The 19,471-nt window shown below is 52.4% G+C and carries 17 protein-coding genes and 4 tRNA genes; 19 read left to right on the plus strand and 2 right to left on the minus strand.

Annotation, left to right across the window (positions count from 1 at the left end; genetic code table 11):
- Nucleotides 1-60 precede the first annotated feature (60 nt).
- From wecC to OI69_RS01805, 13 genes are all read left to right on the plus strand, one after another.
- Complete coding sequence (wecC, locus tag OI69_RS01745) at nucleotides 61-1,323, plus strand: UDP-N-acetyl-D-mannosamine dehydrogenase (protein ID WP_039345289.1); 1,263 nt, start codon at nucleotides 61-63, stop codon at nucleotides 1,321-1,323.
- Nucleotides 1,314-2,387 (plus strand): dTDP-glucose 4,6-dehydratase, encoded by a 1,074-nt coding sequence (rffG, locus tag OI69_RS01750; protein WP_200886893.1) that lies wholly within the window; start codon nucleotides 1,314-1,316, stop codon nucleotides 2,385-2,387. The genes wecC and rffG overlap by 10 nt, the downstream gene beginning before the upstream one ends.
- A gap of 37 nt (nucleotides 2,388-2,424) precedes the next feature.
- Nucleotides 2,425-3,156: a dTDP-4-amino-4,6-dideoxy-D-galactose acyltransferase gene (wecD, locus tag OI69_RS01755; RefSeq protein WP_039345292.1), complete on the plus strand. Its 732-nt coding sequence runs from the start codon at nucleotides 2,425-2,427 to the stop codon at nucleotides 3,154-3,156.
- Between the two features lie 4 nt (nucleotides 3,157-3,160).
- Nucleotides 3,161-4,291: a dTDP-4-amino-4,6-dideoxygalactose transaminase gene (rffA, locus tag OI69_RS01760; protein WP_039345294.1), complete on the plus strand. Its 1,131-nt coding sequence runs from the start codon at nucleotides 3,161-3,163 to the stop codon at nucleotides 4,289-4,291.
- A gap of 1 nt (nucleotide 4,292) precedes the next feature.
- Nucleotides 4,293-5,543: a lipid III flippase WzxE gene (gene wzxE / locus OI69_RS01765; protein WP_039345297.1), complete on the plus strand. Its 1,251-nt coding sequence runs from the start codon at nucleotides 4,293-4,295 to the stop codon at nucleotides 5,541-5,543.
- Nucleotides 5,540-6,625: a TDP-N-acetylfucosamine:lipid II N-acetylfucosaminyltransferase gene (locus OI69_RS01770; RefSeq protein ID WP_039345299.1), complete on the plus strand. Its 1,086-nt coding sequence runs from the start codon at nucleotides 5,540-5,542 to the stop codon at nucleotides 6,623-6,625. The genes wzxE and OI69_RS01770 overlap by 4 nt, the downstream gene beginning before the upstream one ends.
- Nucleotides 6,622-8,013 carry an ECA oligosaccharide polymerase gene (wzyE, locus tag OI69_RS01775; protein WP_039345303.1) on the plus strand — a complete coding sequence of 464 codons (1,392 nt, stop codon included), beginning with the start codon at nucleotides 6,622-6,624 and terminating at the stop codon, nucleotides 8,011-8,013. The genes OI69_RS01770 and wzyE overlap by 4 nt, the downstream gene beginning before the upstream one ends.
- Nucleotides 8,010-8,759: a lipopolysaccharide N-acetylmannosaminouronosyltransferase gene (wecG, locus tag OI69_RS01780; protein WP_039345305.1), complete on the plus strand. Its 750-nt coding sequence runs from the start codon at nucleotides 8,010-8,012 to the stop codon at nucleotides 8,757-8,759. The genes wzyE and wecG overlap by 4 nt, the downstream gene beginning before the upstream one ends.
- A gap of 270 nt (nucleotides 8,760-9,029) precedes the next feature.
- Nucleotides 9,030-10,421, plus strand: coding sequence for a bifunctional threonine/serine APC transporter ThrP (gene thrP, locus OI69_RS01785; protein ID WP_039345308.1), 1,392 nt, complete (start codon nucleotides 9,030-9,032; stop codon nucleotides 10,419-10,421).
- Between the two features lie 139 nt (nucleotides 10,422-10,560).
- Nucleotides 10,561-10,637 (plus strand) — tRNA-Arg (locus tag OI69_RS01790).
- Between the two features lie 115 nt (nucleotides 10,638-10,752).
- A tRNA-His gene (locus tag OI69_RS01795) sits at nucleotides 10,753-10,828 on the plus strand.
- 54 nt (nucleotides 10,829-10,882) lie between these two features.
- Nucleotides 10,883-10,969, plus strand: a tRNA-Leu gene (locus OI69_RS01800).
- Between the two features lie 43 nt (nucleotides 10,970-11,012).
- Nucleotides 11,013-11,089: transfer RNA gene (locus tag OI69_RS01805), tRNA-Pro, on the plus strand.
- Nucleotides 11,090-11,178: 89 nt separating this feature from the next.
- Here the strand turns inward: OI69_RS01805 and OI69_RS01810 are convergent.
- Complete coding sequence (locus OI69_RS01810) at nucleotides 11,179-12,492, minus strand: histidine-type phosphatase (RefSeq protein WP_039345310.1); 1,314 nt, start codon at nucleotides 12,490-12,492, stop codon at nucleotides 11,179-11,181.
- Nucleotides 12,493-12,740: 248 nt separating this feature from the next.
- On the opposite strand from OI69_RS01810, the gene purB reads away from it, so the two are divergent.
- From purB to OI69_RS01840, 6 genes are all read left to right on the plus strand, one after another.
- Nucleotides 12,741-14,105, plus strand: coding sequence for an adenylosuccinate lyase (gene purB, locus OI69_RS01815; protein WP_039345312.1), 1,365 nt, complete (start codon nucleotides 12,741-12,743; stop codon nucleotides 14,103-14,105).
- A 9-nt stretch (nucleotides 14,106-14,114) separates the two neighbouring features.
- On the plus strand, nucleotides 14,115-14,657 hold the full coding sequence (locus tag OI69_RS01820) for a GNAT family N-acetyltransferase (protein ID WP_039345315.1): 543 nt from the start codon (nucleotides 14,115-14,117) through the stop codon (nucleotides 14,655-14,657).
- Complete coding sequence (locus tag OI69_RS01825) at nucleotides 14,654-15,445, plus strand: amino acid ABC transporter substrate-binding protein (protein WP_039345318.1); 792 nt, start codon at nucleotides 14,654-14,656, stop codon at nucleotides 15,443-15,445. Before OI69_RS01820 ends, OI69_RS01825 begins: the two co-directional genes overlap by 4 nt.
- Before the next feature lie 80 nt (nucleotides 15,446-15,525).
- The gene (locus tag OI69_RS01830) at nucleotides 15,526-16,197 is read left to right on the plus strand and encodes an amino acid ABC transporter permease (RefSeq protein ID WP_039345321.1); all 672 of its coding nucleotides are present in this window, start codon (nucleotides 15,526-15,528) and stop codon (nucleotides 16,195-16,197) included.
- Nucleotides 16,198-16,206: 9 nt separating this feature from the next.
- On the plus strand, nucleotides 16,207-16,968 hold the full coding sequence (locus OI69_RS01835; protein WP_039345323.1) for an amino acid ABC transporter ATP-binding protein: 762 nt from the start codon (nucleotides 16,207-16,209) through the stop codon (nucleotides 16,966-16,968).
- Between the two features lie 77 nt (nucleotides 16,969-17,045).
- A complete protein-coding gene (locus tag OI69_RS01840; RefSeq protein WP_039345324.1) occupies nucleotides 17,046-18,203 on the plus strand; it encodes a M20 peptidase aminoacylase family protein in 1,158 nt (385 codons plus the stop codon).
- A 99-nt stretch (nucleotides 18,204-18,302) separates the two neighbouring features.
- Here OI69_RS01840 and OI69_RS01845 read toward each other — a convergent pair whose 3' ends face one another.
- Nucleotides 18,303-19,064 (minus strand): sulfite exporter TauE/SafE family protein, encoded by a 762-nt coding sequence (locus OI69_RS01845; protein WP_039345327.1) that lies wholly within the window; start codon nucleotides 19,062-19,064, stop codon nucleotides 18,303-18,305.
- Nucleotides 19,065-19,471 lie beyond the last annotated feature (407 nt).

Below are 19,471 nucleotides of genomic sequence, written 5' to 3' on the forward strand. Positions count from 1 at the left end.
CAGGAGCGATTTTAAACGTCGCCCTGCGACGACCCGACATAAAAATTATCAGGTGACACTATGAGCTTTACGACCATTTCCGTAATCGGTTTAGGTTACATCGGTTTACCCACCGCCGCGGCCTTTGCATCGCGTCAGAAAAAAGTCATCGGTATTGATGTAAACAAACTGGCAGTCGAAACCATTAATCGCGGTGAAATCCATATTGTTGAGCCAGATCTGGATTTGTTGGTCAAAGTCGCGGTGGAAAAGGGTTATCTTCAGGCAACGACAAAGCCTGTGCCCGCCGATGCTTTCCTGATTGCCGTGCCTACGCCTTTCAAAGGCGATCACGAACCCGATCTGGCCTACGTTCAGGCAGCCGCAGCGTCCATCGCGCCTGTGTTGAAAAAAGGCGATCTGGTGATTCTGGAATCGACATCACCCGTGGGGGCGACGGAGCAAATGGCCGCATGGCTTGCTGATCTGCGCAGGGATTTGACGTTTCCGCAGCAGGTTGGAGAAACGGCGGATATCAATATTGCCTATTGCCCTGAACGCGTGCTGCCCGGTCAGGTGGTGGTCGAACTGGTTAAAAATGATCGCGTCATTGGCGGCATGACCCCGGTATGTTCTGCACGCGCTAGTGAGTTATACAACATCTTCCTTGAAGGTGAGTGTGTGGTTACTAACTCCCGCACCGCCGAAATGTGCAAGCTGACGGAAAACAGCTTCCGCGATGTCAACATTGCTTTCGCCAATGAGCTTTCGCTGATTTGTGCCGAGCAGAATATTAACGTATGGGAACTTATCCGATTGGCAAACCGCCATCCCCGCGTCAATATCCTGCAACCCGGCCCTGGAGTCGGCGGGCACTGTATCGCGGTCGATCCCTGGTTTATCGTGGCACAAAATCCGCAGCAGGCGCGGTTGATTCATACCGCCAGACTGGTGAACGATGGCAAGCCGCTTTGGGTGGTCGATCGTGTCAAAGCGGCGGTAGCGGATTATCTGGTACAAACGGATAAACGCGCGAGCGAGGTCACCGTGGCTTGTTTTGGTCTGGCGTTCAAGCCCGATATCGACGATCTGCGTGAAAGCCCAGCGGTGGAGATTACCGCTATGATTGCGCAGTGGAATACGGGGGTGACGTTAGCCGTCGAGCCGAATGTCAAACACCTGCCGTCCGTGTTGGCGGGTACGGTTAAATTGGTTGATACCAGCAGTGCATTAAAAGAAGCCGATGTGCTGGTCATGCTGGTTGATCACCGTCAGTTTAAAGCGATTAACCCAGAAGATGTTAAACAACAGTGGGTTATTGATACTAAAGGAGTATGGCGTTGAAACGTATTTTAATTACCGGTGGTGCTGGGTTTATAGGTTCCGCGTTGGTCAGATACATTCTGACGGAAACGCAGGACAGCGTCGTCGTTGTGGATAAACTGACCTATGCGGGTAATCTGTCTTCGCTGGCACCCGTTGCGGATAGCCCACGTTTCGTGTTCGAGCAGGTAGACATCTGCGATCGCGCTGAATTGGATCGTGTCTTTGCGGCTTATCAGCCTACGCTGGTGATGCATTTGGCGGCAGAAAGCCACGTCGATCGCTCTATCGATGGCCCGGCGGCATTTATCGAAACCAATATTGTCGGCACCTATACGATGCTGGAAGCGGCGCGCCACTACTGGCAGAGCCTGGCTGATGCAGACAAGAATGCATTCCGTTTTCACCACATCTCTACCGATGAAGTGTTTGGTGACCTGCATGGGACAGACGATCTGTTTACCGAAACCACGCCGTATGCGCCAAGCAGCCCTTATTCCGCATCGAAGGCATCCAGCGATCACCTTGTACGCGCCTGGCTGCGTACCTACGGGCTCCCGACCGTTATCACCAACTGTTCGAATAACTACGGTCCTTACCATTTCCCAGAGAAGCTGATTCCGTTGGTGATCCTGAACGCGGTCGCGGGCAAACCGCTGCCAGTTTACGGAGACGGTGCGCAAATTCGTGACTGGCTGTTTGTCGAAGACCACGCTCGCGCGTTATACAAAGTGGTGACGGAAGGCGAAGTCGGCGAAACGTACAATATTGGTGGTCACAACGAGCGTAAAAATATTGAAGTGGTGCAGACTATTTGCGCACTGTTGGAAGAGTTGGCGCCGAATAAGCCCGCTGGTGTAACGCACTACCGCGATCTCATCACCTACGTCAAAGACCGCCCAGGCCACGATATGCGTTATGCGATTGATGCCGGGAAAATCGAACGTGAACTGGGCTGGCGTCCAGAGGAAACGTTTGAGACGGGCATGAAAAAAACCGTTAGCTGGTATCTGAATAACGAGAAATGGTGGCGCAGCGTGCAGGACGGCTCTTACACCGGCGAGCGTTTAGGGTTGAACGATTAAACCTATGCCAGATGGCGGAAAAGAAAGGAGCGAAACGATGACCCATCCGATATCAGCAGGACAGGGAGAGATTCGCGCCACGGTTGAACCGCTGGTCTGGGAGAGCGAATTCTTCCAAATCGACAGCGGTAAGCTGAATTTTTCGCCTTCTGCGCCTGTGTTGACGCTTGATGCGCTAGGCGCATTTACGCTGACACAGGCCAACATTGCGGCAGACAATCTGGCGCTGGCGGATGCGCTTGCCGATCTCGGGTTTCGCTTGACGGAAGGCGAGGTCGATCTCTGTGTGTTACTGCATCCGACGACCGCCACTGCGCCGTTACCGCGCTGGCGTGAAGCGACGCCGGACGATATTCCAGCGCTGAGAGGTGCGGCATCGCGTGTTTTTGCGCTGAGCCGTTTCCGGGTGCCGTGGTATCAGCCGGAAGATAGCGGGCGATTCTATGCGCAGTGGGTTGAAAACGCCGTGCGCGGGACATTCGATCACTGTTGTTTACTGGTGGAAGAGACTGCGGGCAATCCACAAGGGTGGGTGACGCTACGCAGAGTGAATGATTCGGATGCGCGTATCGGGCTACTCGGCGTTTGGCCGGGCGTGACGGTGCGGGGCATCGGCTCACAACTGATGGCGTTGGCGGAAGCGTGGTGCCGACAGCAAGGGTTGATTCGTCTTCGGGTCGCGACGCAGGTTAGCAACGTAGCGGCGCTTCGTCTTTATCTTCGCCGTGGTGCTACGATTGAGAGCACGGCGTATTGGTTATACAGGTGATCACATGATTCCATTTAATGCGCCACCGATTGTAGGTACAGAGCTGGATTATATGCAGGCAGCCATGAGCAGTGGCAAATTATGCGGCGATGGCGGGTTTACCCGCCGCTGTCAGCAGTGGCTGGAACATTATTCCGGCAGTAAAAAAGTCCTGCTCACGCCTTCCTGCACAGCTTCGTTGGAGATGGCGGCGATTCTGCTGGACGTGAAGCCCGGCGATGAAGTGATCATGCCGAGCTATACCTTCGTTTCTACCGCCAACGCTTTTGTACTGCGCGGCGCGAAGATCGTCTTTGTCGATATCCGTCCAGATACCATGAACATTGACGAAACGAAAATCGAAGCCGCAATTACAGAAAAGACGCGCATTATCGTGCCGGTTCACTACGCGGGCGTGGCCTGTGAGATGGACGCGATTATGGCACTGGCAAAGAAATACGATTTATATGTCGTGGAGGATGCGGCACAGGGCGTGATGTCCAGTTATAAAGGCCGCGTACTGGGATCTATTGGCCACATTGGCTGCTTCAGTTTTCATGAAACCAAGAACTACACCTCGGGCGGCGAGGGCGGCGCGACGCTGATTAATGACGCCAGGCTGGTGGAACGGGCGGAAATCATCCGCGAGAAAGGCACCAACCGTAGCCAATTCTTCCGCGGGCAGGTAGACAAATATACCTGGCGGGATATCGGTTCCAGCTATCTGATGGCGGATATTCAGGCTGCCTACCTCTGGGCGCAGTTGGAAGCGGCGCGACCGATCAACGAACGTCGTCTGAAACTGTGGCAGAACTATTATGCGGCCTTCAAATCGCTAGCTGATGCCGGGCGCATTACGCTGCCGACCGTGCCGGCTAATGGCATTCACAACGCGCATATGTTTTATATCAAACTCAGCTCCCAGGACGATCGTAGTGCGTTTATCAATTACATGAAAGAAGCCGAGATCATGACGGTCTTTCATTATATCCCGCTACATAGTTGTCCGGCTGGCCTGAACTTTGGTCGTTTTGTCGGTGACGATCGCTACACCACGCAGGAAAGCGAACGGCTGGTGCGTTTACCGCTGTTTTATAATCTGTCGGACGTCAATCAGAGGACGGTCATCAACACCATTCTGAGCTTCTTCTCCTGATATGTCGTTGGCAAAGGCATCGATATGGACGGCAGGCTCCACGCTGATAAAAATTGGTGCGGGGTTGGTCGTCGTCAAACTGCTGGCGGTCACATTTGGCCCCAGCGGCGTGGGGATGGCAGGGAATTTCCGCCAGCTTATTACGGTTCTCGGCGTGTTAGCCGGCGCGGGGATCGTCAATGGCGTCACTAAATACGTTGCTGAGTACCAGCAACATCCAGAGAAACTGAAGCCGCTGCTCGGCACCTCTGTCACGCTGGTACTGGGGTTTTCCACGCTGTTGGCGATACTTTTTCTGGCGGCGGCGACGCCTATTGCTAATTTGCTGTTTGGGCATGACGGCTACCGCGATGTGGTGAGGGCGCTGGCGTTTATTCAAATGGGCATCGCTTACGCCAACCTGTTTTTGGCGATCCTCAAAGGGTATCGGGATGCGATAGGCAACGCGTTGGCGGTGGTCGGCGGTAGCCTGATCGGGCTGGCGGCTTTTTGGCTCTGCCTGCGACTGGGCGGCTATGTCGGCGCACTGGCGGGACTGGCGCTGGTGCCTGCGCTGCTGGTCATTCCCGCGGGGATTATGCTACTACGGCGTACGCCGCTGTCGCTGGCGTCGCTAAAACCGGCGTGGGAGCGCACCATTGCGGGCCAGTTAGGCAAATTCACGCTGATGGCGTTGATGACGGCGGTGACGTTGCCTGTCGCGTACATCATGATGCGTAACCTGCTGGCGGCACATTATAGCTGGGATGAGGTGGGGATTTGGCAGGGCGTTAGCAGTATCTCCGATGCTTACCTGCAATTTATTACCGCCTCTTTTACCGTTTATCTGTTGCCGACACTTTCGCGCCTCACGGACAAGGCTGCACTGTCGCAGGAGATTGTTCGCTCGCTGACGTTTGTGCTGCCCGTCGTGGCGGGTGTCAGCTTTTGCGTGTGGCTGCTGCGAGATTTCGCTATCTGGCTGTTGTTTTCCAGCCAGTTTACGGCAATGAGAGATCTCTTCGTGTGGCAGTTGGTCGGGGATGTAATGAAAGTGGGCGCTTACGTCTTTGGCTATCTGGTCATCGCGAAAGCGGCGCTGCGCTTTTATCTGCTCACAGAAATGAGCCAATTTCTCCTGTTGACCGGTTTTTCTCACTGGCTGATCCCGCTTTATGGCGCGCAGGGTGCCGCGCAGGCCTATATGGCAACCTACCTGGTCTATTTTTTGCTTTGTTGTTGCGTATTCATTATTTACCGTAGGCGAGCATGACGACACTGATTCATGTATTGGGATCTGATATCCCGCATCATAACCAGACCGTTTTACGTTTTTTTAACGACGTACTGGCGACGGAACTTCCCGAGCAGCAGATTCGGCATTTTATTGTGGCTTCTCACGACGGCATTTCATCAGCCGATTTTCCCGCACTACGTGTTGAAACTTGCGTGGATAAAAAAACGCTGGCGGAGGCCGTCATCGCCAGGGCGAAAGCGAATCGCAAGACACGCTTTTTCCTGCATGGGCAGTTTAACCCCACGTTGTGGCTGGCGCTGCTGAGCGGGAAAATCAAACCTGAACAGGTGTACTGGCATGTATGGGGCGCGGATTTGTATGAAGAAGCGAATGGCCTGAAATATCGCCTGTTTTATTGGCTCCGGCGCATGGCGCAAAAGCGTGTTGGACATGTTTTTGCCACGCGTGGCGACCTGGCGTGGTATGCGCCGCGTGCGCCTCGCGTGCCAACGTCATTGCTGTACTTCCCGACACGCATGGATCCGGCGTTAACCGGTATGCAGGTGGATAAACCGCTGGCAGGGCCGATGACGATTCTGGTCGGCAACTCTGGCGATCGTACGAATCGTCATCAGGAAGCGCTGCGGGCGATTCACAAGCAGTTCGGGAAAGATGTGCGGGTCATTGTGCCAATGGGCTACCCTGCCAATAACGACGCCTATATCTCACAGGTGGAAAAGGACGGGCTGGCGCTATTCGGCGTGAAGAATTTCCAACTGTTAAAAGATCAACTGGCGTTTGATGACTACCTCAACATGCTATGCACCTGTGATTTGGGTTATTTTATTTTCGATCGCCAGCAGGGGATCGGGACGTTGTGTTTATTGATTCAGTTTGGCGTACCGTTCGTGATTAGTCGGCAAAACCCGTTCTGGCAGGATTTGACGGAACAAGGGCTGCCCGTGCTGTTTTACGGTGATGCACTGGATGAAGCCTTAGTGCGCGAGGCGCAGCGCCAGTTGACATCGGTAGATAAGCATCAGATTGCGTTCTTTAATCCCAACTATCTGCAAGGCTGGCGGGATGCGCTGGCGTTAGCGGCGGGAGAACCGACATGACGCTGGGGCAATTTGGTGGATTGTTTGTCGTCTACCTGATTTCAGTCATCTTTATCCTGAGCCTCACCTGGATGGAGTTTCGGCGTGTGCGTTTCAACTTTAACGTGCTGTTCTCGCTGCTCTATTTATTGACGTTCTATTTTGGTTTTCCGTTTACCTGTGTGCTGGTATTCCGGTTCGGCGTTGACGTCGTCCCCGTACCGTATCTGCTTCAGGCGATGCTGTCTGCGACGGCGTTCTATGCGATTTATTACGTCAGCTATAAGACGCGGCTGCGTCAGAAAACCTCCGCGCCTCGTGCGCCGCTCTTGACGGTGAATCGGGTTGAAGCCAACCTGACCTGGCTACTGCTGGCGTTGATTGCGGTAGCGACGGTCGGGATTTTCTTTCTCAACAATGGCTTCCTGCTTTTCAAGCTGCGGTCTTACAGTCAGATCTTCTCCAGCGAGGTGTCCGGCGTAGCGTTGAAACGCTTCTTCTACTTTTTCATTCCGGCGATGCTGGTGGTGTATTTCCTGCGTCAGACGCAGCGTGCGTGGCTGATGTTTCTTATCGGAACGGTCGCATTTGGAATGCTGACCTATGTGATTGTCGGGGGGACGCGAGCGAACCTGATCATCGCCTTTGCCCTGTTTCTGTTTATTGGCATTGTACGCGGCTGGATTACGCTCTGGATGCTGGCTGCGGCTGGCGCGTTCGGAATTGTCGGGATGTTCTGGCTGGCGCTCAAGCGCTATGGGCTGGACGTCAGCGGTGATTACGCCTTTTATACTTTCCTCTATTTAACCCGCGACACTTTCTCGCCGTGGGAGAATCTGGCGCTGCTGTGGCAGAACTACGACAAGATTGAATTCCAGGGACTGGCACCGATTGCCCGTGATTTCTACGTCTTCATTCCTTCCTGGCTGTGGCCGGATCGTCCGAATCTGGTGTTAAACAGTGCGAATTACTTCACCTGGGAAGTGCTGAATAACTACTCAGGACTGGCGATATCTCCCACGCTGTTAGGCTCGCTGGTGGTGATGGGTGGTGTGCTTTTTATTCCGCTTGGCGCGATCGCGGTCGGGCTGGTGATCAAGTGGTTCGACTGGGTATATGAGTTAGGAAAAAATGACAGCAATCGCTATAAGGCGGCGATTTTGCAGGCGTTCTGCTTCGGTGCGGTGTTCAATATCATTGTGTTGACGCGCGAGGGTGTGGATTCCTTCGTTTCGCGCGTGGTGTTTTTCTGTCTGGTATTTGGTGTGTGTCTGCTTGTGGCGAAGCTGCTCTATTGGCTGTTGGAAAGCGCTGGACTCATCCGGCAGCGTCTGCTGCGTATGCGTGCGACGCCGCTCGCGTCGACACCCAGCACCGTTCGGGATCCAGAGATAAAGGAGCAGATATGACAGCATTAAAAACCGCGGAGACCATCCCTCTGTATACCATACGTGGCTTGCCCATCCATGGTTTCCGCAATATGGCACAGTTTGTTGATTATCTGTTTGCGGGAGAACAGGTTGACGTGGGGACGCTTGTCGCGATTAACGCTGAGAAAGTGCTAACGGCCGAAAAAGATGTGGCGCTGCGTACGCTGCTCGATCGTGCAGAGTATAAGTATGCCGACGGCATCAGCATTGTGCGTTCCATTCGGCGTAAATATCCGCAGGCTGACGTCACACGGATTGCGGGCGCTGACCTGTGGGAGGCGCTCATGCAGCGGGCGGGAAAAGAGGGAACGCCGGTGTTTCTGGTGGGGGGAAAGCCTGATGTACTGGCGCAAACGGAAGCGAAACTACGGGCGCAGTGGAACGTGAATATTGTTGGCAGTCAGGATGGTTATTTTGCGCCAGGGCAGCGCGATGCCTTGTTTGAGCGTATCCGCGTCAGTGGTGCACAGATTGTTACCGTGGCAATGGGGTCGCCACGACAAGAGATTCTGATGCGCGATTGTCGCCATCACTATCCTAACGCGCTGTATATGGGCGTCGGTGGAACCTATGACGTTTTTACCGGGCATGTGAAACGTGCCCCGCTGGTGTGGCAACATTTAGGTCTGGAATGGCTCTATCGTTTGCTGTCACAGCCGAGCCGTATTTTTCGGCAGCTTAGGCTGTTGAAATATGTGGCCTATCACTACAGCGGTCGCCTATAGCCTTATTGAGTCGGCGCGTTAAACGCGCCAACTGTTCTCCGCGATATATCGCCCTGATTTTTATTCCTATTCGATTTTAATTGTTGGTTTGCCCGTTAATTAGAAATACAGAATTCTATCTTTGACGTATTTTTCATCTCTGATGTGTTATTCAAACCCACATTACGGTATTTTCATGGCCGCTAATTTGAGACGAAAGCACGTTATTTCTGAAATAAGAACAATAACCGGCAACAGCCGGGATAAGCACAACATAACGACAGAGGATATATGGCAGAAGATGTAAAGCAGGAAAAACTCCATCGAGGATTGGAAGCCCGACATATTGAACTGATTGCGTTAGGTGGCACCATCGGCGTCGGGCTGTTTATGGGCGCGGCCAGTGCGCTGAAGTGGGCAGGGCCGTCAGTATTGCTGGCCTACATTGTTGCCGGGATCTTCGTTTTCTTCATCATGCGTTCGATGGGCGAAATGCTCTATCTGGAGCCTGTGGCGGGATCTTTTGCCGTCTATGCGCATAAATACATGAGTCCCTTCTTCGGTTATCTCACCGCATGGGGCTATTGGTTCATGTGGATGGCGGTTGGAATTTCGGAAATTACCGCGATTGGCGTGTATGTTCAGTATTGGTTCCCCGATTTGCCGCAGTGGATACCGGCTATTGCCGCAGTTGCGTTGGTCGCAGGGGCAAACCTTGCCGCCGTAAGGTTGTATGGCGAAATCGAATTCTGGTTTGCGATGATTAAAATCACCACCATTATCGTGATGATTGTCGTCGGTGTCGGCATTATTTTCTTCGGCTTTGGTAACCACGGTCAGGCGACCGGGTTCAGTAACCTGACCGAACACGGTGGTTTCCTGGCCGGAGGGTGGAAGGGGCTGCTGTTTGCACTCTGTCTGGTGGTGGCGTCTTATCAGGGGGTTGAACTGGTAGGCATCACGGCGGGCGAAGCGAAAAACCCGCAGGTGACGCTGAAGCGAGCAATCAACAATATTCTGTGGCGTATCCTGATTTTCTACGTGGGCGCGATCTTTGTTATCGTCACGATTTTCCCCTGGAATGCAATCGGCACATCCGGTAGCCCGTTTGTTCTGACGTTTGCGAAAATTGGTATCACGGCGGCAGCGGGCATCATCAACTTTGTGGTGCTCACCGCCGCGCTGTCCGGCTGTAACAGCGGCATGTATAGCTGTGGACGTATGCTGTATTCGTTGGCCAATAACCGTCAGCTTCCCGCCTGGTTAGGCAAAGTGACGGCCAGCGGTGTACCGGCGGCGGGCGTCATGATTTCTATTCTTTGCCTGATGGCGGGGTCGGTGCTGAATTACATCATTCCTAACCCGGAAAAGGTGTTTGTGTATGTTTATAGCGCCAGCGTACTGCCGGGCATGGTGCCGTGGTTTGTGGTGTTGATCTGCCAACTGCGTTTTCGCGAGCAACATCGTGCTGCATTGGCCTCACATCCGTTTAAATCGGTGTTATTCCCATGGGTTAACTACCTGACGATGGCGTTTTTGCTGTGCGTACTGGTAGGAATGTACATCAATATTGATACACGGATGTCTTTATTGGTCGGTATTGCCTTTTTAGCCGTAGTTAGCCTGTGTTATTTCGCACTGGGATTGGGTAAAAAAACGGCGCGCTTAGGGGATAAATCGTAGTAGTCGGGGGCGGGAAAGACGGATTTGTATGTTATTTAGCTCGAAATGGACAAAGCATAAGCAAACGCATCATTTCGATAAAAAAGCACTAGACAGTCAGTCGCTAAGTCCGTAATATCCCGTCCCGCAACGGCGCTAAGCGCCCGTAGCTCAGCTGGATAGAGCGCTGCCCTCCGGAGGCAGAGGTCTCAGGTTCGAATCCTGTCGGGCGCACCATTATATTTTATATGAAGTATGTTGTGTGCAAGAGCTGCGGTGGTACACTTTTTTTCGTAAAGAAAGTATCCCGTAAAAAGGAAATACCACGTAATTTGATGTAAATGTGGTGATGGTGGCTATAGCTCAGTTGGTAGAGCCCTGGATTGTGATTCCAGTTGTCGTGGGTTCGAGTCCCATTAGCCACCCCAGATTTTGTCGTCATTGATTAACGTTTTTCGTCAATCAACTAGTTTGTGAGTTATGCGAAGGTGGCGGAATTGGTAGACGCGCTAGCTTCAGGTGTTAGTGTTCTTACGGACGTGAGGGTTCAAGTCCCTCTCTTCGCACCACACAAACTGAGAACATCAGTGATGTTCAAAAAAGCAGTACATTCGGCGAGTAGCGCAGCTTGGTAGCGCAACTGGTTTGGGACCAGTGGGTCGGAGGTTCGAATCCTCTCTCGCCGACCAATTAAAAAGAAAGCACATCGAAAGATGTGCTTTTTTTTCGTCTGTAGTCTGCCTTATCTTATAACGCCTTATTGTTATAAAAATCTGTGCTATAGCGCGTAATGCACTTCAGCCAGTGCGCTGCTATCGATACTTTTCCGCATTGATTCCAGCGTAGTATCAAAAGGGCACAGCGTGCCTTTTTCTGTTTTCTGGCAGCCTTGAGACGTCCATTCCTCTTTCAGTAATGGCTGTTGATCGCTCAACGGCGTCAGCGAACGGATCTGATCCAGTGATTGCGTCTGGAAATAAATACGCAGAAAACGCTGTTGCGTGGTGGTATCGCGCCAGCGTTCAAAGACCAGACTACCGGCGGGTGGAATGTTATCGGCGGTATTGCCGGGTAGCTGCCAGTGAAACTGCAACAATGTGCGTAGGTAAGCGATATTGGTGTCATGAGCCACATACAGTAAGTAAGGAACGGCTGGCGGTTCACCATGTGCGGTGTCCTGCTCTGCTGGTGTTCCCTGTGCGAGCGCCTGTGCAATTTGCTGCATGAATAGCGAACCGCCACGCTGAGCGATATACGGCACATCATTGGTGAAATCATATTTGGCGGTCATCGGTGCCATCAGCGGAATCAGGTCCTGCGCGTTGTGGACATGACCAAAGGCCACCTGCGTCAGCGGCAGGTTTTCACTGTATTCCAGCAGAAAAACCTCACTCATATTCGCCAGCGTATTCAGCCCGCTGATAGACATTTCCCCTTCTTTATCCTGTTTGAATGCCCAGGGTTTATCAAACACCGGACAGGGCTTGTCTGTTTCACATACGATCTGCTTTAGCCGCTCGACGCTGGGTTTAAGCCGCTGATAGGCGGCATCCAGATTGCCCCCCATGGCTTTTTGTACCTCAACTTTTGCTCGTTCGGGATCCAGCGTGCCAATCCCCATTTTGTTCCCGTGAAACAGCGGATCCTGCTTTTCATCCTCAACGCGATGCATAGCCACACCACAGCCGGGGAACATACCATCCAGATAGGCTTGTGCGGTTGCGCGGGTACGTTGCAACGGGCTGGCAAGCACATAAATTTGCTGATCTGCCGGACAACCTGACGCAAGCACAAGCAGATGTTGTTGACGATAATACTCGCCTTCATAGCGACCTTTTAGCACGGTAGCGGCATAGCCATGTCCGGTTAATTCACCCTCGCGCGTGACCCACTGTGGCCATTGGCGTGCTGTGCCGGATTCCAGCGCGGTCGTGTTGGATTCCGTCGGCGGGCGTACACCATGACGACTGACTTCCACCACCTTTTCCAGACGATAGCGATCTTGATCCTGTGCTTGGGTAGAGAAGGATGAAATAATGATCATGATAATCAATAGACTGCGGGGCATGCGTAATGTTGTATGGGAAAGCATGATAATCCTTCGTCAACAGCGATTCAGATAAGGCGTTTCATTGTAGGGAGGGAAAAGTGACAAAAGGGGTTTTTAGTCTGGGAGAGAGTGTTAGTGAACATTTCAAAATGCATATTTTGCAATCAAACTTTTTGATCTAAGATAGATCTAGAAGGTATAAGGTGCAGAATTTCGGCATGTTATATTTTTAAAAATTAAAAAGACGACATAAATCCCCGCCTGATAAATCCAACACTAACGAGTTAATTATGGCATCACATCTTATTGATTTTCTTCTTATAGGGAATAATTTTGGCACGCCTGAAATGCGCGGCGTCTGGTCCGAGCATAACCGCCTGACTAAACAGGTCGATGTTGAAGTTGCCCTGGCGCTTGCTGAGGGTGAACTGGGTGTCATTCCGCTGGATGCGGCAAAAACCATTGCAGAAAACGCTGACGCAAGCGCACTAAACGTTGAAGAGATTGCAAAAGATGCCGCGCGTATGAAGCACTCCCTGATGCCGACGATCGCCGCGATTCAGAAACAGTGCGGCGCGGCGGGTGAGTTTATTCACTACGGCGTGACCACGCAGGACATCGTTGATACCGCGACCGTGTTACAACTGAAACAATCTTTTGATATTGTCGTCAGAGATACACAATTGCTGGCCGTTGAGCTGAAACGTCTGGCGAAGAAATACCAGCATACGCTGATGGCGGGTCGCACCCATGGTATGCAGGCGCTGCCCACCACGTTTGGCTTCAAACTGGCCGTATGGCTGGATGAGTTTATCCGTCACCTCGAACGTCTGGGTGAGATCAAAGAGCGTGTTTTGGTCGGCAATATCAATGGTGCCATTTGCACCTATGCTTCTTTTGGCGAACAAGGGCCGGAAATCGAGCGTCTGACGCTGGATAAGCTGGGGCTGAATACGCCGAATATTGGCTGGCAGTCTGCCCGCGATCGTTTCTCCGAATACGCTTCTGTCGCGGTGCTGATCAGCGGAACGCTGGGCAAAATTGGCAACGAACTGTACAACCTGATGCGCACCGAGATTAACGAAATCGAAGAGCCGTTCTCCGAAGGGAAAATCGGCTCTACCACGATGCCGCATAAACGTAACCCTGCTGCGTTGGAAGGGCTGGCGAGCCTGACTGCACCGCTGTTCAAGAGTGCCGCGTTGATTCATGAATCCATGAAAGTGGAGCATGAGCGTGATGCGATGAGCTGGCGCGCGGAGTGGATCGCGCTGCCGGAAATCAACATCTATCTGTCTGCCCAGCTTCAGAATGCGCTTGGTATCCTGCGTGGGATGTCCGTCAACGAAAAGCAGATGCTGGCGAACCTCGATCTGCAAAATGGCCTGCTGCTGTCTGAGAAAGTGATGTTCGAGATTGGCAAACGTCTCGGCAAGCAGACTGCCCACCATCTGGTTTACGAATGTTCTATGCAGGCATTCGAGCAGAATCAATCTTTTAAATCGGTACTGCTGGCTCATCCGGTGCTTTCTGAACAGGTCACTGCTGTCGATCTGGACGCATGGTTGGACCCGGCTAACTACGTTGGCAGCGCGCCGCAAAAAGTGGATGATGTGATTCGCTATGCGGATAATTCTGGTTTGCTGCCAGCATAAGGTGACATCATGAGTATCGTATTTCGTCAGGCTACGCTTGTGGACGATGAAACCTATCTGGCGCTGGCGCTGGCGGCGTTTGAGCCGATTCGTCAGTTGGGCATCAATTTCTCTGCTGCCCATGCGGATATCGACATGGTGCGCACGCACATTGCCTCACACGGCGTTTATGTGATGGAAAAAGACGGGGAGATGGTGTCGTCATTTACCATCCGCTATCCATGGGGGCCGGAGCCGGGTCCGTTCGGTTTACCCCATCTGGGCTGGTTTGCAACGCACCCTGGCTATAAAAAACAGGGGCTGGGTAAACAAATGATGGGCTGGCTGGAAGAAGAAATTCTGATTAACCAGCTCAAAGCGCCTGCGGTGTCGCTTGGCACCGCGCAAAATCACCCATGGCTGATTGAGATGTATAAAAATTATGGTTTCAGGGAAGTCGGGCAGACGAATCTGGGAAAAGGACATCTGACAATCTGGATGGAAAAGATCCTTGATAACCCATTGTATGACCAGTGGAAAGACAAAAATTCAAAAAGAGAGGCAGTAAAATGATGAAAAAAGTAACGTTGTCTGTTCTGGCGCTGACGACCGCCTTTCTTGTTGCCGGCTGTGATTCTGGGAAAAGCGGCGCTGGGCAGGAAAAGGTATTGAAAGTGGGCTCAACAGGCCAAAGCTACCCGAGTGGCTTCAAGCAAGATAACAAGCTGGTCGGGTTTGACGTTGAAGTGACGGAAACCATTGCGAAAGATCTGAACTACAAAGTCGAATGGGTCACTGCCGATTTCAGCGGTCTGATGGGGCAACTGGAAGCGAAAAAACTGGATACGGTAGCGAACGTGGTGGCAATCACTCCTGCGCGCCAGGAAAAATACAATTTTGCCCAACCGTACAGTTATTATGGTAGTCAGATTGTCACGCACAAAGACAACACGAACATTAATACACTGGCCGATCTGAAAGGGAAGACGGTGGCAGGTGTTCTGGGTTCCAACCATGTTAACAACCTGAAAAAAGCCTTTGCCGACGGCAGCGTCAATATTCGTACCTATGAAACGCGCGATGGTGCGATGAACGACGCGCTGTCTAAACGGGTTGAAGGGTACGTGAACTCACGTCCGATTTTGCTGGCGGAAATCAATAAACGTAACCTGCCGTTCAAACTGGTTGGTGAGCCGTTGGTGGTTGAAGAAGTGAGCTTCCCGTTCCATAAAGACGAAAATGGTGACGCGTTACGTAAACAGTTCGATGCTGAATTGACCAAAATGCGTGAAGATGGACGCCTGAAAGCCCTCGCCGAAAAATACTTTGGTGAAGACATCTCTGTTCCACCGAAAAAATAACGTTATTGCCGCTTGTCGGTTGACTTATCACCTCCTCCACCGGTGCAGTATGGCCGGTGGAAGTATTAATGGTATGACTCATGAATGTCGATCTTGCCTACCTGTTAAAGGTCTTTCCCCAGGTCTTAATGTATTTGCCGACCACGCTGTTCCTTGCCGTGGTTTCGATGTTTTTTGCTATGGTTCTCGGCCTTATCCTGGCGTTAGTCCGTGAAAGCAAGATCGTCGTGGTGGTAAAAATCGTTGAACTGTATATCTCGCTGTTCCGCGGTATTCCGTCGTTGGTGCAACTGTTTATCATCTACTTTGGCCTGCCGCAGTTGTTCCCCGGATTATCCAATCTGGATGCGATGACTGCCGCGATTATCGGCTTTAGCCTGAAAACGTCTGCTTATATGGCAGAAATTTTCCGTGCGGGCCTGGCCTCGGTGGATTTCGGCCAGACGGAAGCGGGCCTATCCATTGGCATGAGTAAAGCGCAGGTTTATCGCCGTATCGTTTTGCCTCAGGCCATGTTGAATGCGTTGCCTGCGACGGGGAACACCTTCATTTCCCTGATTAAAGATACCTCGGTGGCCTTTGCGCTGGGTGTCTCCGAACTGTTCGCGGAAGGCAAGATGATTGCCGCCGAATCTCTGCGTTTCTTTGAGACCTTCCTGGTTGTCGGTCTGATTTACTGGTTGGTGATCATTGTCTACGCCTGGCTGCAAAAGCAGTTGGAGAAGAAACTGAATCACTCGCTACAGCGATAAGGGGCTGACATGATCAGTGTAAAGAATCTTTCTAAACGCTTTGGCGATCAGGTGGTGTTGGACAACATCAGTCTGGATATCGCGAAAGGCGAAGTGGTCGCGATTATTGGTCCATCCGGTTCGGGTAAATCCACGCTGTTGCGCTGCCTTAACCTGTTGGAAACGCCAGAGTCGGGTACGATCCAAATTGGCGAGCAAACGTTGGATACGCGTCGTTACGCCACCAAAGAGGCCTACGCGCTGCGCCGTCAGACGGCGATGGTGTTCCAGAATTACAACCTGTTTAAGAACAAGACGGCGCTGGAGAATGTAACGGAAGCGCTGATTGTCGTGAAAAAAATGCCGAAGCCGCAGGCGAATGAAATTGGCTTGGCGCTGCTGGAGCAGGTGGGGTTGTTGCCACAGGCGGCACAGTATCCGGTAACGTTGTCCGGCGGGCAGCAGCAGCGCGTGAGTATTGCGCGTGCGCTGGCGGTGGATCCTAAGGCGATTTTGTTTGATGAACCGACCTCAGCGCTGGATCCAGAAAGGGTACACGAAGTGCTTCAGGTGATTCAGAAGCTGGCGAAAAACGACACCACGATGGTGATCGTCACGCATGAAATGCAGTTTGCGAAAGAAGTGGCTGACCGCGTGATCTTCATGGCAGATGGTCACATCGTTGAGGAAGGCCCGGCGGAGCAGGTGATTAGCTTCTCGGACAACCCGCAGACTCAACGCTTCCTGCGTCAGTTGACCAAGCTGCCTGAGCCGCTTGAGTACGATATTTAACGCCTGGGTAGAGATACCTGCACGCCTGAACAAGGCAGCCCTGTGAGACAGGGCACGATAATGTGGAGCAAGTATTCATGAGAACAGCACCTCAGCACGAGCCTCTGGCTCAGTTTATTCAGGCGTTTCGCCATGATTTACACCGCAACCCTGAACTGTCGAATCAGGAGTTCGAAACCACGAAGAAGATTCGTGCGGTATTAGAAAAAGAGGGAATTCGTATCCTCGAGCTGCCGTTGAAAACCGGTCTGGTTGCAGAAGTGGGCGGCCTTCAGGATGGCCCACTGGTTGTGGTACGTTCTGATATCGATGCCCTGCCGATTGAAGAAGAATCTGGCGTAGAATTCACGTCGCTTAATAAAGGGGTGATGCACGCCTGCGGTCATGATTTTCACTCCTCTGCGGCGTTGGGCGCGGCCATTCTGCTGAAGAAAATCGAGTCGGAGCTGAAAGGCACGGTGCGGATTTTATTCCAGGCGGCGGAAGAAACGGGGCTGGGCGCGCCGGAAGTGATTGCGGTTGGCGCGTTGGATAATGCGGTAGCGATTTTCGGTATTCATAACGATCCGACACTGCCTGTTGGCGTCATCGGCGGGAAAGACGGCGCATTAACAGCGGGCGTTGACCGCTTTGAGATCAAGATTGCGGCGAAAGGCTGCCACGCGGCGAAGCCGCATGAAGGCAACGATCCGATTATCATTCTGGGCCAATTGATTTCTGCGGTACAAACCATCATCAGCCGCACGGTGTCATCCGACAATAACGCGGTGGTGTCGATTACTCAGGTTCATAGCGGCAGCACCTGGAACGTGATCCCAGACACCGCCTACGTTGAAGGCACGGTCAGAACGTTCAATCAGGCTGCGCGTGATTTGATTGAACAGCGTTTCCGCCAGATCGTTGCGGGTATCGCCAGCACCTTTGGTGCGGAGATTGAATTGCTGTGGCACGCCGGGCCACCGTCGGTGGTCAACACGCCAGAGTGGGTTGAGTTTGCGCTGAATGTGGCGAGTGACGAAGGGTTTGAAGCGCGTCGCGTAGAAGCCAGCCCGATTGGTGAAGATTTTGCGTTCTATCAGCAGAAACTGCCGGGCACGTTCATGATGGTCGGCTCCGGCGGCCCTTATGCGCTGCACCACCCGAAATTCCGCGTTGACGACCGCGCGCTGTTCCCGACGGCGCACTATCTGTATCAGATGGCGAAGCAGAGTCTGGAACAGCTCTCCTCCCGTTAAGCCCTTCTGATTTGGTTAATGTCTCCGCGTCGATTCTCCGGCGCGGAGATTTTCCCCTCTTAATCGCTCAGGAACCGACGCATATGCGTGGGGACGGCTTTAGTGAGCGAGTAGCCCTTTTATGCCTTGCCAAATAAGCTGAGCGCTCAGAATCAGCATCGTAAGACGAAACGTCGTGCGGAAGAGCTTTTCTGGCAGGTTATCCAGCAGGCGTGTACCTAACCAGGTGCCCAATACGCCGCTGATAATCATTGCCGCCAGCATCGGCAACCAGTCGTGGTAAGCAAACCCCATCATTCCGAATGCCAGTATCTTCAAGCCGTGCTGTAACACCATGCAGAGCGCATGGGTGGCGATAAGCGGCTGCTTGGTTAGCCCCTGAGAACTGATCAATCCGGCGACCATCGGGCCTGTCGCTCCGACGATCATCGTGCCGAGGCTGGTGAGCGCACCGCCCAGAATGAAGAACAGCCGATTAACCGGTTTTGGCGCGGGGCGTTTACGAAAAACGGACCACAGAATGAAAAGAGCCAGCGCGATTTTTGCCACGTTGTCTGGGATCCACACTGCAACAGGCGCACCCACCGCGATGCCAATGACGCTGCCGATAAAAAACCACAGCACCAGAGGCCATACGATATAGAGACGCTGGATCAGGCTGCGGCTCAGATTGGAGCCAAGCTGCACGATACCGTGAACCGGCAGCAGGCTGCTGACTGGCATACCCAGCCCCATGATGGCAAGCAAGGTGACGCCGCCGCCCAAACCCAGCGCCGCCGTTAGCGCCGATGTCAGGAAACTGCAAAAAATCAGGATACCGGCAAAGAGCGGCGAGATGTCGGGGGGAACAAGAGCTTGCATGGTGGAACCCATCGCATGGTTGAGCCAATGATAATGCCTGAGGCGAGTAATACGTATCAAGTCACTTTCCACTCCGTGGCATGAGTATTCTTACCGTACATGCTAAGCCTGTTGAATCAGCCGCGTTGATGGCGACTGTCGGAAAAATACGACCCTCGGGGTGATTGGTTGTCTCAAAAAGGAGACACTTAATTTATTGATTAATAATGATTAATATTTTATTTAATAAAGACGTCTCTGAATGACGACAGATTCTGTGAGTTAGATCTCTTTTTTTCCCCTCATTGCACGTTTGCTTTCCCTACTGTGAAAAAATATAAATCGTATTTATTATTAGTGAGTTACCATGATTTTATTAAGCGATGGCAATAAAGTTATGTATGTTGGCATAATTTATGCTTAAATAA

Source organism: Pectobacterium fontis, assembly GCF_000803215.1.
Classification (GTDB): Bacteria; Pseudomonadota; Gammaproteobacteria; order Enterobacterales; family Enterobacteriaceae; genus Pectobacterium; species Pectobacterium fontis.